The sequence below is a fragment of the Streptomyces sp. NPDC028305 genome (genome assembly GCF_055569495.1).
Map to the genome: position 1 here is coordinate 85,822 of NZ_JBVHTN010000009.1, position 13,705 is coordinate 99,526.

A 13,705-nucleotide genomic window follows, 5' to 3' on the forward strand; every position below is an offset into this window, starting at 1 on the left:
CACGAAGGCGCCACCAGACACCCCATATGAGGAGAAGACCCATGAAGTCAGTGAGAAGACGGGCCGTGTTCACCGCGGGGCTCGCTGTCGGATCGTTGATGCTGTCCGCCTGCGTCACCGGCGGTGGCGGCGGCGACTCGACGGGCAAGTCATCGGACGGAAAGCTGTCCGGCAAGATCACCTTCCAGACCTGGAACCTGAAGAACGACAAGTTCACCTCGTACTTCAACGACCTCATCGCCGCCTTCGAGAAGGCCCACCCGGGCACCGACATCACGTGGGTGGACCAGCCCGCCGAGGGCTACCAGGACAAGCTGTCGGCGGACGCCGCGGCGGGCTCCCTCCCCGACGTCGTCGACATGGGGCCGGAGGCCGCGTACACCCTGGCGCAGGCGGGCGTCCTGCTCGACCTCAACAAGGCCGACGCGAAGGCCAAGGGCAAGTACCTGGGCAAGGCCTGGGAAGCCATGACGTTCAAGGGCCTGGGCGGCGGCACGTACGGCTACCCGTGGTACCTGAACACGGGGCCGTCGTTCTTCAACAAGGCCCTGTTCAAGAAGTGCGGGCTGAACCCCGACAAGCTGCCCGCGAACTACGACGAGCTGTTCGACCAGGCGGAAACCATGGCCGAGAAGTGCTCGGACACCATGATGATCGCCAGGATGCCCGCCATCGAGACCTTCGGCGAGTACGGCGTGCCGCTCATGGACGAGCGCGGCGAGAAGTTCACCTACAACGACGCCAAGGGCGTGGAGTACGTCGAGCGGTTCCGCAAGCTGTACGACAAGAAGGGCATGGACGAGGAGGCGCTGAACAACCTCCAGACGAAGGAGGTCGAGGAGTTCAAGGCGGGCCGCCTGGCCTATCTGCCCGGCAGCTCCTACACGCTGGGCGACCTCAAGGCCACCGCGCCCGACATCTACAAGAACCTGGGCATCGGGCCGCGGATCAGCAACAGCGCTCCCAACATGTACATCGAGTCCCTGGTCGTCAACGCGGGCAGCAAGAACCAGTCGCTGGCCGTCGCCTTCGCCAAGTATGTGACCAACTCCGCCAATCAGCTCGCCTTCGCCAAGAAGGCGTCGGTGTTCCCCTCGTCGGCCGGGACACTGGACGACCCGTACTTCACCAAGGACGACGGGGACCCGGCCACCAAGGTGCGGCTGGAGAGCACCGACCAGGTGAAGAAGGCGGTCGTGTGGTGGCCGCCGGCGTTCTCCGGGGCGGCCGACAGCCAGACGCTGCGTGAGCAGATAGCCCAGGCGCTGCTGGGCAAGAAGTCGGTGAAGAAGGCGCTGGACGAGTCCGTCCGCTACTCCAACGAGCGCCTGGACGCCAACAAGTGACCGTCTCCGTTCAGCGTGGGACCTCCCTGAAGCGAGGCGGCCGCCCGCCTCGCCGCAGGGGGACCGTCCTGGCGACGCATCGCTGGATCCTGACCCCGTGGCTGTTTCTGCTGCCCGGGCTGACCGTCATCGTGCTCATGGTCATGGTGCCGTTCGCGAACACCCTGGGCCTGGCCTTCACGGACTCGACCCTGCTGCGGCAGGGGCAGTTCGTCGGCTGGGAGAACTTCCAGCGGATGTTCGACGACGAGCGCTTCACCACCGCCCTGCTGAACTCCACGCTCTACACCGTGTGCGTGGTGCCCTGCATGGTGGTGCTCCCGCTCATCCTCGCCACGCTGGTGAGCGGGGCGGGACGGCTTTCGGGATTCTTCCGCACCACCATGTATCTGCCGGTCATCATGTCGCCGGTGGTCGTCGGGCTGATCTGGACGAACATGCTCGACAAGCGGGGCCTGGTGAACGCGCTGTTCAGCACGCTCCACATGGTCGCCGAGCCGGTGCCCTTCCTCAGCGACCGGTGGCTGCTGCTCTTCAGCGCGATGTTCGTGACCGTGTGGACCGGCCTCGGCTACTACATGGTCATCTACCTCGCGGCCCTGGCCAACATCGACCAGAGCCTGTACGACGCGGCGGCGATGGACGGCGCCGGTGTGGTGCGCACCTTCCTCAACGTCACGGTTCCCGGGGTGCGCTCGACCATGTCACTCATCGCCGTGCTGTCCTCCGTGGCGGCCTTCCGGGTGTTCGGTGAGATCTATGTCCTCACCGGCGGCACCGGGGGAGTGGGTGGAGGCGATCTCACCATGACCATGTTGATCCAGCGCGAGGGTACGGGGCTCCAGGCGCGCACCGGCTATGCGGGCGCGATCAGTCTCTTCATGTTCGTGATCCTCGGCGCGCTGCTGCTGGTGCAACTCGTCATGCAGCGGAAGCGGAGGAGTTCCTGATGGCTCGGACCTCTCCCCGCTCGCACACCACGGCCGCCCGGCGGCGCAGGGCCCGGCCGGGCTCCGTGGCGCGCTACCTCGTCCTCCTGCTCATGGCCGTGCTCCTGGCGGGACCGCTGGTGTGGCAGCTCTCGCTGTCCCTCAAAGGCGCCGGCGAACCGCTGTACACCCGGCCGCCTGAGCTGATCCCCCAACACCCCACGCTCGATCACTTCGCCACGGTGCTCGACCGCGTTCCTGTGCCGCGCTATCTGCTGAACTCTCTGGCGGTGGCGGCCATGGCCGTGGTTGGCAACGTTGTCGGGGCCACCTGTGCCGGCTATGCGCTGGGCAAGCTGCGCTTCCGCGGCAGGGGCCTGGCGACCGCGGTCGTCGTGGCCGCCCTGCTGGTCCCCTCGGAGACCGTTCTGATCGCGCAGTTCCTCACGATCAGGACCGCCGGGCTGGTGAACACGCTGATCGGGGTCGCCCTGCCGACCCTGGTGGCGGCACTGAACGTGCTGCTGATGCGCAACGCCTTCCGCAACCTCCCTTCGGAGTTCGAAGAGGCCGCCATCGTCGACGGTGCCAACGCCTGGCAGCGGTTCATCCGGGTTTCCGTGCCCCAGGTCAAGGGCGTGATCACCGTGGTGGCGATCTTCGCCTTCGTCGGCTCGTGGAATGACTTCCTCTGGCCCCTGATCGTCCTGTCGGACGAACAGAACTACACCCTCACCGTCGGCCTGAACCGGTTGCGCGGCACCTTCTACGACGACCCGCGCCTCATCGCGGCCGGCACCATCATCGCCCTGGTTCCCATCGTGGTGTTCTTCGCCGTCTTGCAGCGCTACTTCTTCCGCGGGCTGGAAGCCGGCGGCCTGAAAGGTTGAAATGCTGAGGTTCGGAGTCAACTACACGCCTTCTCAGGACTGGTTCTACTCCTGGCTGGCCCCCGACCGGGAGGTCACCCGCCGCGACATGAAGGCCCTGGCCGGCCTGGGCATCGACCATGTACGCATCCTGCCGCTGTGGCCCGTGGTGCAGCCGAACCGGACCCTGATCCGCCGCCGCGCACTCCAGGACATCCGCGAGTCCGTGGAGATCGCCGGAGAGGCCGGTCTCGACGCCAGTGTCGATGTGCTGCAAGGACATCTGTCCGGCTTCGACTTCGTACCGAGTTGGCTGGCGAACTGGCACCGGCGCAGCATGTTCAGCGACCCCGATGCCATCGTCGCCCAGGCCCTGCTGGTCGAGGCGTTCGAGGAGCACCTGCACGACCTGCCCAACTTCCTCGGACTGACCCTGGGGAACGAGGTCAACCAGTTCACCTCGGCGGTGCACCCCAACCGGATGTCCGCCACGACACAGCAGGTGACGTCCTGGCTGGACGCCCTGCACGGCACCGGGCCGCGCGACCCCCGCCACTTCCGGCTCAACGCCGAATACGACGCCGTCTGGTACGCCGACGACCACGCCTTCGTCCCGGCCCACTCCAGCCGGCACGGCCAGATGAGCGTGGTGCACTCGTGGATCTTCAACGGGACCGCGCAGGGCTATGGCCCCATGTCCCACGAGAGCGTCCACCACGCCGTGTATCTGGTCGAGCTGTCACGCGCCTTCGCCCTCGACCCCGCCCGCCCGGTGTGGCTCCAGGAGGTCGGGGCCCCGCTCAACCACCTCACCGAGGACCAGGCGCCCGACTTCTGCGAGCAGACGGTACGGGCGGCGGCCGACAGCGAGGCGCTGTGGGGAGTCACCTGGTGGTGCTCGCACGACGTAGAACGCAGGCTCGGGGACTTCCCGGATCTGGAGCACAGCCTGGGCCTCATCGACGCCGATGGCCGGGTGAAGCCGATCGGACGGCGCTTCGCCGCGCTCGCCGAGGAGCTCCGGGACCGGCCCCGTCCCGCGCCCCGCCGAGAGGCCGTCGTGGTCCCGGTCGACGGCGAGGACGTCCCCGTCTCCCGCGCCGAACTGTCCCCGGGCGGCGGTGTGTTCGAGGCGTGGATGCGACGTGCCCGCGCCGGGGCGCGCCCCGCCCTGGTCACCTCCGCCACCGCCGCCGACCCGGGCGCCCTCAGCGCGCGCGGAATCGAATCCCTCGTCCACGCCGAGCCGACCGGGCGCACCTTCTACAGCTCGGTCAGCGACGCGGAAGTACTCAACCGGACTCACGCGCATGCCGAACACTGAACACGCGGGCGCCCCCGCGCCCGCCGCCGTCGAACGCATCCTCACCCAGCTGTCCCCGCGGGAGAAGGTCGGCCAGCTCAACCAGCGGCTGTACGGCTGGCAGGCCGTTGAGCGCGCCCCCCGGGGCGGCTTCCGGCTCACCGACCGGGCCCGCGCCGAGATCGACCGATGGGGCGGCCTCGGGGCGCTGTACGGGCTGTTCCGCGCCGATGCCTGGTCGGGCCGCTCGTGGGCCGACGGCATCCGCCCCGAGGAGCGCGCCGAGGTCGCGGCCCTGGTCCAGGACGAGGTGGCCCGGGCCGGCCGCCACCGGATCGGGGTGCTGCTCTCGGAAGAGGCACCCCACGGCCACCAGGCCCTCGGCGGGACGCTGTTGCCCACGAACCTGGCCGTCGCCGCGGGCTGGGACCCCGACTCGCTGACCGAGGCCGCGGCGGCGGTGGCCGCGGAACTCGCGGCGAGCGGCGTGCATCTGGCCCTGGTCTCGGCGCTCGACCTGCTGCGCGACCCGCGCTGGGGGCGGGCGGAGGAGTGCTTCGGGGAGGACCCGCTGCTGGCCGCCGAACTCACCCGCGCCGTGGTGACGGGAATGCAGGGCGGGCCGGGCGGCCCGCGGGGCGCCGGCGGCGTCGCCGTGGTGCTCAAACACCTGGCGGCCCAGGGCGAGGCGATCGGCGGGCGCAACGGCCAGTCCGCCGTCATCGGCCGGCGCGACCTGCACGAACTGCATCTGCCGAGCGTCCGGGCGGCGGTGGAGGCGGGGGCGCTGGGCTTCATGGCCGCCTACAACGACATCGACGGCGTGCCCTGCTGCGCCAACCGCGAGCTGCTCACCGGCTTCCTGCGCGCCGAGTGCGGGTTCGACGGCATCGTCATGGCGGACGGCCTCGCCGTGGACCGCCTGGTCGCGATGGCCGGAAGCCCGACGGCCGCGGCCGTGGCCGCCCTTGAGGCGGGTGTGGATCTCTCGCTGTGGGACGAGTCCTTCGCGCAGCTGGAGTCGGCCGCCGCCCAGGACACCCGGGTGGCCGGGCTGGTCGACGCCGCCTGCCGCCGGGTGCTCACCCTCAAACACCGCCTGGGCCTCCTGCCGGAGGAGGCGAACGGCGCCGAAGGACAGGCCCCGCCGGCCGGGCGGGAGCGGCTCGAGCCGGCCTTCCGTACGACGGACCGGCTGTCCCGGCGCCTGGCCCGGCAGTCCCTGGTCCTGCTGCACAACCCGGACCGGCTGCTGCCGCTGGCCCCGCGCTCCCTCACCAAGGTGGTGCTCGCCGGCCCCAATGCCCGCGAGGTCACCGCGATGCTGGGCGACTACGTGCCGCCACTCCCCGAGCGGTCGGCCGTACCGCTGGAGCACGCGCTGCGTCAGGCGCTGCCCCACGCCGAGATCGTGTGCCCGCCCGGCCTGCCCTCGCAGGCCGACCTGAGCGGCGCCGACGTCGTGATCCTCGCCCTCGGCGGCACCAGCCACCGCGCCTACGACGACGGCTTCGCCGCCAACGGGGCCGTCTCGGGCCCCGCCTCCGTGGCGACCGCCGGAGAGGGTGTCGACCTCGCGGACGTGTCCCTGCCCGGAGGCCAGGACGACCTGGTGGCCGCCGTGCGCGCCCGGTCCGACTGCCCCGTCGTCGCGGTGGTCATCGCGGGCCGGCCGCATGTGCTCACCGCCGTGACGGACCATGCGGATGCCGTGTTGTGGGCCGGCTACCCCGGCCCGCACGGCGCCGAGGCCATCAGCGACGCGCTGCTCGGCGGCTGTGAACCGGTGGGCCTGCTGCCGTTCACCGCGCCCCGCCACCCCGGCGCGGTGCCGGTGCGCTACAACGACCGCCACTCGGCCGCCGGCGTCTACCGGGACGCGCCCGACCCCGTGCTGTTCCCCTTCGGGTTCGGGCTGCGCTACACCAGCGTCGGATTCGACCGCCTCACCGCCGAGGTGTCCGGGCGATCGGTGCGCGTCGAGGTGGACGTCACCAACCCCGCCCCCACCGAAGCCGAGGTCATCACGCCGCTGTTCGGTCACCGCACCGGCGGGGCGGTGCTGCCCCGGCGACGCGAACTGCTCGCCTTCCGCCGGGTCACCGTCCCGCCGCGCACCCGCGTCACCGTCGCCTGGGACCTGCCCGCCGAGCGCTGCTTCGCCGAGGGCGCGACCGCCGCCCAGGCCCGCACCGACCTGTACGTGATGGATCTGGGCACCACGATCCGCCCGTACGCCACCCCCCTGGCCGACACCACCCAGGTTGTCGGCCCTGCAACCCAGGCCGGACCACACTAGGGAAAGCGAGGAAAGGCATGGCACGACCACACGACACCAGAAGACGGGCCTCGGCCCGTGCACGTACCAGTGTCCTGGCAGCGGCACTGGCCCTGACCCTGGGCGCCGGCACCGCCCTGGCCAGTGACACCCTCCCCTGGCCGGGAGAGAGCGCCGTCGGAGCCAACCAGCCCTACCAGCACGGCTACTCCTCCACCGATCTGCTGCGGTGGAACCCGGCGGACGACACCGACGCCGAGCTGCTGCGCGCCAAGGTGCCGCTCCAGACCCGGATCGCCCCCAACGCCAAGACCCAGCGCAACCCGGCGCTGCCCGCCGGCACCCAGCAGCTCACCCTCGCGGGCGACTACGGCAACGCCTTCTTCGAGAGCCACCCGTACACCAACGAGTTCAGCCAGTACCTCTTCAACTACTGGCAGTACTCCGACGTGTACGCCTCCTGGCACGGCATGCCCACCGAGGGCGTGCCCGTGAACTACTACGACCCCAATCTCGACTGGAAGGAGAAGTGGTTCGAGTTCGGGGCGGTCAACCTGCCCAACCCCGGCTACACCAACGCCGCGCACGCGAACGGCGTGCGGTCGCTGGGCTGCATCTTCTTCTCCCCGAACGACCGCGGCGACCAGGCGTACTCCGAACTGCTCGTCCGGGACGCCGACGGCGGCTTCCCGGCCGCCGCGAAGCTCGTCGAGGTCGCCAAGTACTACGGCTTCGACGGCTACTTCTTCAACCAGGAGGACTCGGTCGCCCCGGCCGACATCCCCGCCTTCAAGCAGTTCCTCAAGCAGCTGCGCGACGGCGGCATGTATGTGCAGTGGTACGACTCGATCGACAACTCCACGGGCCGGGTCTCGTACCAGAACGAGTTCAACTCGGTGAACGCTCCCTTCGTCCGGGACAAGGCCGTGGGGGACGTGTCCGACTCCGTCTTCCTCAACTACTGGTGGGACAAGTCCAAGCTCACCCGGTCCAAGAGCTACGCCGAGAGCGTGGGTCTCGACCCCCGCAAGAGCGTGTTCGCCGGTGTCGAGGCCGGCATGTACCAGTTCGACCAGCCGTACAACCTCGACAACAACCTCGGCGCCGACGGCAGTCCCATGAACGCCATCGCCACGCTGGGAGCCGACTTCGTCTCCTCCGACTACGCCAACAAGACCGACGACAAGGCCCAGTCGACGGTCTTCGACCGGGAACGCCGCTGGTGGACCGGGTCGTCCCAGGGGTCCACCACGCCGGAGGGCAGCTGGAAGGGCATATCGAAGTACATCGCCGAACGCTCGGTCATCAAGGGCAGCACCTTCGCGACGTCCTTCAACACCGGACACGGCCTGTCGACCTGGAGCGACGGCAAGCTCTCCAATGACGCCGAATGGGGCAACATCAACCTCCAGGACATCCCGGTGACCTGGCAGTGGTGGGTCGACGCCGCGAGCTCGCCGCTCAAGGCCGACTTCGACTACGGCCCCGAGTACACGCCCGCCGGCCGCTTCTCGTACCAGAAGATCGGCGCCTACAACGGCGGCAGCTCCCTGGTCCTCAGCGGCAAGCTCGACAGCGACAACACCGTGCGCCTGTACAAGACCGACCTGAGCGTCAAGGCGGAGTCGACACTTTCCCTGACCTACAACAAGCCCTCGGCGGACGACGACTCCCAGCTCCGGCTCGCTCTGGTGCTGGCCTCCGACCCCGACAAGGTGGTGCAGGTGCCGCTGACCGGCACCGGCAAGCGCACCGACGGCTGGAGCACCGTCTCCGCCGACCTGTCGGACTACGCCGGCGAGCGCATCGCCTCCCTCGGCCTCGTCGTGGCCGCGGGCGCGCAGCCGATCGAGAACTACCAGGTCAACCTGGGCGCCCTCGCGCTGCACGACGGCGTGGACCGCACCCCGGCCAAGCCCGAGAAGCTGCGCATCGACCAGCTGCTGCCCGACAGCGACGAGCTGTTCCTGTCCTGGCAGCGAAGCGACTACGACACGGTGCGCCGCTACGACGTCTACCTGGACGACACCTACCTCGGCGGCATCTACGACGACGTGTTCTACGTCAAGCGATTCACCGCCACATCGGGGAAGCTCAAGCTGGTCGCGGTCGGCCCCGACGGGTCCCGGAGCAAGCCCGCGACGGTGTCCTTCGACCTGTCCACGGCCCCGTCCGGCGTGACCGCCAAGGCGGCGGCCGACGGCACGCTGAAGGCGGCGTGGACCCCGAGGCAGACCGGTCAGCCCCTCACCGTGGAGGTCCGCGGCCTCGATTCGTCCAAGCCCTTCACCAAGAAGGTCACGGTGCCGGGCAAGCAGACGGGCGCGACCCTGACCGGCGTACCCGTCAACGGGGACGAGTACCTTCTCACCGTGAAGACCGAAGACGGCACGGCGACCGGCGTGCGCGGCACGTTCGCCGACGCCGAGGTCGGCGCTTACCCCGCCTCAGCCGTGAAGATCGCGGGGAACACCTTCACCTTCTCCCGCCCGACCCTTCCGGACTGGCACACGCTGACCGTCCTGGAGGACGGGCAGCCGAAGTCGTTCGCCACGACGTACGGGTCGGGCGGCAAGCCGTATATCGTCCGCGGCCGCACCACCCGTGCGGCGATGACGGTGACCATGTCCAGCTCCACCAGTAAGGTCGTCGCCGTACTGGAGGACTACGCGGGCAACAAGGTCTCGACGGTGCTGCGCGGCAGCTGACCAGCGGGTTTGCGGGAGACGCCTTCCCGCCCGGGAGGACGAGGCCGGTTCACGGCCCCTGTCCCCCCGGCGGGAGGGCGCTCTCGACCGCCGGGTTGCCGCGCCACTCGGCGTGCGCCGGTACGTGTTCGCCCTTCATCAGGAAGGAGTCGGCGTCGATGCGGGCGTCGTCGCCGATGACGACGCCGTAGTGCAGGAAGGCGCTGGTGCCGATCGTGCAGCGGTTGCCGACGACGACGTGGTCGGACTTGAAGACACCTTCTTCGAGGGAGTGTGCCTGGATGATGCTGCCCGCGTTGAGGACGCAGTCGTCGCCCACCCGGGTGAGGGTCCGCTCCAGGATCCGGCAGCCGTCGTCGAAGACCCGGTGTCCCATGCGGACGCCGAGCAGCCGCCAGATGGCGGGCTTGAAGGGGGTGCCGTTGAAGAGGGCGAGGTAGTGGATGGTCGGCACCTTCCAGTACCGCTCGTGTCGCCAGAAGGGCCGCTCGTAGACGGAACAGAACCGTGGCCGCAGCTGGCCGAAGCCCAGCAGGGCCCGTTCGACCGCGACGAAGAAGGCGACCGTGAAGACGAGCTCGAGCAGGATCGTGCCGAATGTCTCCAGCCAGTACAGCCCTTTGCTGTTGGCCAGCGGGAGCATGGCGATCAGCAGCAGGCCATAGATGTAGAGGCATCGCACGGCCAGGAACAGGGCCATGGTCACGGCGTTGTGGCGGTTCTTGGCGGCGAGGCGGCGCCGGAGCTCAGGTCCCGTGGTGAGGTGGTCGAAGCGGCGGTCGCGCTCGACGGAGCGAGGAATCTCGATGGGGGGCGAGCCGAGCAGCCCGGTGTTCTCCCTGAGCGGACCGCTGACCGGGACCATGACCTTGGTGGCCAGCAGACAGTTGTCGCCGGTCCTGCCGCCGGCCGGATAGACGATTTTGTTGCCCAGGTAGTTGTGGTTGCCGATGACGGCCGGTGCGGTGCGGAAGGAGGTGCTGGAGAACTCGGCGTTCGCGATGGACAGCCCGTCGGAGACCATGCTCCCGGTGCCGACGCGGCTGAGCGTGGGCACCTCGTGTTTGAGCATCGCGCCGAAGTTGGTCCCCGTCTGCTGGACCGGTGCCAGACGGTAGCCGAGGGCCTTGAGGTAGTGCACGATCGCCGAGCTGTCGCCGAACAGGGCGATGTGGAAGCGGATATTGGCCAGCCGGGCGACGGTGCGCTGAAGTGCGAACCGCGCCCCGTACAGCGGGTAGACCGTGTCCGGCCTGAGGGGAAGGGACAGCATGCGCGAGAGGGCCGGGATGAGGACCGACCCCAGGAGGGCGAGGCCGAAGACCGTGGCCGCCGCGATCTCCAGCCCCTCGGCGTAGTACGCCCAGTGTCCCGGGCCGACCGCTCCGGTGACCGTGTGGATCAGCGCGGGCCGTGAATCCAGCAGCGCGGCGACGGCCACGTCCGCCACGCCCACGGTGGTCGACAGCACCAGCAGCAGTACGAGGCAGTGGCACACGCGCCGCAGCCGGCCGCAGCGCCCCGGCGGAACGGTGAGGTAGTCGCACCCGTCCGGCGCGGGCTGGGCGGGCGAGCCGTACCAGCACTGCCCGGCCGGTACCGACTGGCCTTCGTGCAGCGAGGAGGCATGGCCGAGCTGGGCTCCGTCGCCGAGGCGGGTGCCGATGTCGAGCGTGCTGCGCTCGCCGACGAAGGCGGCGCGGCCGATGGACACCGGGCCGGTCTCGATGACCCCGTCGCGTGCCCGGTAACCGTTGAGGAAGGTGTCCTTGCGGATCACGGTGTCGGCCCCGACGGTCAGCAGGTCGGTGCAGACCGGCACCCACCGGGTGAAGATCAGGGTGCGTGGGCCGATCTTGGCCCCGAGCGCCCGCAGATACAGCGTGAACAGCGGCGTTCCGACGGCCAGTCGGGCCACCGGGTTGGCGCCGACCAGGGTTCTGACACACCAGAAGCGGAAGTAGGCCATGCTCCACAGCCGGATGCGCGTCGGTTTCCACCGCCCGATGAGAGTCCACTTGGCGGCGATCGGCAGCAGCGCCGCGCAGACCAGCGCCGCGGCCCCGAGGGCGACCGCGCGCTCGTAGACACCGAACCACCCCTGCCCCCGCGCCATCCAGCCGGTTCCCACGTCCAGCGCCACCGCGGCCAGGCACGCGTACCCCAGGAACACCAGGCCCTGAAGGATCGCGCACAGCATGTACCGGGGTGTGCCCACGGCCGGAGCGTCCGGCTGCCGCGGTACCCGGTCCGGCACGGTCCGGGCGGGGGGTGGCACATCTCTCAGGGCGGTGGCGAGACCGCGCACCGTGGGATGCAGATAGACGTCCTTCATCGACACACCGGGCAGGTCCGGACGCTCGCGGACGGCCGCGTTGAAGCGTGCCATCAGCAGGGAGTTGGCCCCGAGGTCGTCGAAGAAGTGGCTGTCCACGGAGACCCGCTCGACCTGGAGGACCCCGGCCAGCAGCTCGGCCAGCGCCCGTTCGGCAGCGGTGCGCGGCGCCGTGTAGTCGCCCTGCGCGGTGAGCCGGCGCGGGCCGGTCGGCTTCGGCAAGTGTTGGCGATCGGCCTTGCCACCGGGCAGCGTCGGTATCGAGGCGAGGTGTTCGAGATAGGCGGGGACCATATAGCCGGGCAGCCGTTCCCGCAGGTGCGCCACGGCCTGCTCGGGGTCCACGGCCATGCCCTCGCAGGTGGTGTAGTAGGCGCACAGCTCCATGTTCCCCGGGGTGGTTTCCTGGCCGCTGACCACCGCTTGGGCGATTCCGGGCATGCGCAGCAGCACCGACTCGATCTCGGTCGGCTCGACGCGATATCCACGGATCTTGACCTGGGTGTCGATCCGGCCGTGGTGCTCGATCTCGCCGTGTGTGTTGATCCTGCCCAGGTCCCCGGTGCGGTAGATCCTGCCGGAGGGGTTGCCGGGGATATCGAGAAAGTCCGGCACGAAGGCGTGTTCCGTCACCTCGGGCCGGTTGAGATAGCCGCCGGCCAGCCCGATGCCGCCGATCGCGATCTCGCCCATCGTGCCCGGTGGCAGGGCCGTGTCCCGCTCCGGATCGAGGACGGCGATCGAGTACGTCGGCAGCGGGACACCGATCGTCACCGGCCGGCCGGCGGCCAGCAGGGTCCAGGTGGCCGTGACGGTCGCCTCGGTCGGGCCGTAGACGTTGAGGAAGCGACGGTCGGGCCGGCACCAGCGGGTGACGAGGTCCTGCGGGCAGGATTCCCCGGAGACCAGCAGAAACCGCAGCGTTGAGGTGTTCTCGTCCAGCGTGGCCAGCAAGGTGGGAACGCAGCACAGGGCCGAGATCCGCCGTTCGCGCAGAAAGGCGTCCAGCTCGGCACCGAGCAGGCTCGGCCCCTGGGGCCTGGGCACCACGGTGGCACCGGCCATCCAGGGCACCCATGTCTCCTCGACCGAGAAGTCGAACGCGATGGTCATCCCCTGGTAGACCCGGTCCTCGGACCTGATGCCATAGACCTCCGAGGCCACCGACACGAAGTTGCACACCGCGGGGTGTCCGATGGCCACCCCCTTCGGGCGGCCGGTGGATCCGGAGGTGTAGATGACGTAGCAGAGGTCGTCGGCCGGGTCCCCGACAGACAGTGGATCGAGGCGCTCGGGGGACTGCGCCGCGATCCCCGCCCGCGCCCGGTCCAGACACAGCAGCCCGACGCCGTCCGCGAGACGTTCCGCCCGTTCGGCGAGCCGGGAGAGCGACAGGACCATGCGCAGGGAGGCGTCGGAAGCGATGTACGACAGACGATCCGGCGGAAACCCGACGTCGAGGGGCACATACACGGCGTGCGCCTTCAGCACGGCCAGCATCCCGGTGTAGGCGTCCACCGCCTCGTCGAGCAGCAGCCCGATCCGGTCGCCCGGCCGTATGCCCTCGGCCATCAGGAAACGGGCGAGCCGGTTGGCTTCGGCGTCCAGTTGCGCGTAGGTCAGGGCCACCTCACCGGCGTCCACCGCGAGCCGGTCCCCGTCCCCCTGCGCGCGCATCCGGTCGCAGCGCTCCTCGAACAACCGCTCAAGCCGGTCGCCGTTCCGCCACTGGACGGAACCGTCCCATCCGGCGCAGGTGAGCAGCCCGTCCGGGCGCCCCTGCGACATCGGCGCCCAGTCACCCGGCGCCCCCCGCTCACCCGCATCGTTCCGGCCACGTCCCGACATAAGGCCTACCTCATGGCGTATCGACAAGGGGAGCCCATAAAGGGCTTTTAGGTCGAGGTACCCCTTTTGTTTGGCGTCACACTGCTCCT

7 protein-coding genes are annotated in these 13,705 nt (G+C 69.7%); 6 read left to right on the top strand and 1 reads right to left on the bottom strand.

Annotated elements, in window-relative coordinates:
* Nucleotides 1-41: 41 nt before the first annotated feature.
* Genes ACZ4WQ_RS36075 through ACZ4WQ_RS36100 form a run of 6 tightly spaced genes read left to right on the top strand, consistent with a single transcriptional unit; the run spans nucleotide 42 to nucleotide 9,433 of the window.
* Entirely contained in the window at nucleotides 42-1,346 is a 1,305-nt protein-coding gene (locus ACZ4WQ_RS36075) for an ABC transporter substrate-binding protein (RefSeq protein WP_361186967.1), read from the top strand.
* Nucleotides 1,343-2,296: a carbohydrate ABC transporter permease gene (locus ACZ4WQ_RS36080; RefSeq protein ID WP_311723938.1), complete on the top strand. Its 954-nt coding sequence runs from the start codon at nucleotides 1,343-1,345 to the stop codon at nucleotides 2,294-2,296. Before ACZ4WQ_RS36075 ends, ACZ4WQ_RS36080 begins: the two co-directional genes overlap by 4 nt.
* The gene (locus ACZ4WQ_RS36085; protein WP_352133280.1) at nucleotides 2,296-3,165 is read left to right on the top strand and encodes a carbohydrate ABC transporter permease; all 870 of its coding nucleotides are present in this window, start codon (nucleotides 2,296-2,298) and stop codon (nucleotides 3,163-3,165) included. The genes ACZ4WQ_RS36080 and ACZ4WQ_RS36085 overlap by 1 nt, the downstream gene beginning before the upstream one ends.
* Nucleotide 3,166: 1 nt before the next feature.
* The gene (locus tag ACZ4WQ_RS36090; protein ID WP_468022725.1) at nucleotides 3,167-4,468 is read left to right on the top strand and encodes a glycoside hydrolase 5 family protein; all 1,302 of its coding nucleotides are present in this window, start codon (nucleotides 3,167-3,169) and stop codon (nucleotides 4,466-4,468) included.
* Nucleotides 4,455-6,746 (top strand): glycoside hydrolase family 3 N-terminal domain-containing protein, encoded by a 2,292-nt coding sequence (locus tag ACZ4WQ_RS36095; RefSeq protein ID WP_468022726.1) that lies wholly within the window; start codon nucleotides 4,455-4,457, stop codon nucleotides 6,744-6,746. Before ACZ4WQ_RS36090 ends, ACZ4WQ_RS36095 begins: the two co-directional genes overlap by 14 nt.
* Before the next feature lie 17 nt (nucleotides 6,747-6,763).
* Nucleotides 6,764-9,433, top strand: a complete 2,670-nt coding sequence (locus ACZ4WQ_RS36100; protein WP_398374956.1) for an endo-beta-N-acetylglucosaminidase — start codon at nucleotides 6,764-6,766, stop codon at nucleotides 9,431-9,433.
* 49 nt (nucleotides 9,434-9,482) lie between these two features.
* On the opposite strand, the gene ACZ4WQ_RS36105 is transcribed toward ACZ4WQ_RS36100, so the two are convergent.
* Nucleotides 9,483-13,556 carry a Pls/PosA family non-ribosomal peptide synthetase gene (locus ACZ4WQ_RS36105; protein WP_398374957.1) on the bottom strand — a complete coding sequence of 1,358 codons (4,074 nt, stop codon included), beginning with the start codon at nucleotides 13,554-13,556 and terminating at the stop codon, nucleotides 9,483-9,485.
* Between the last annotated feature and the right edge of the window lie 149 nt (nucleotides 13,557-13,705).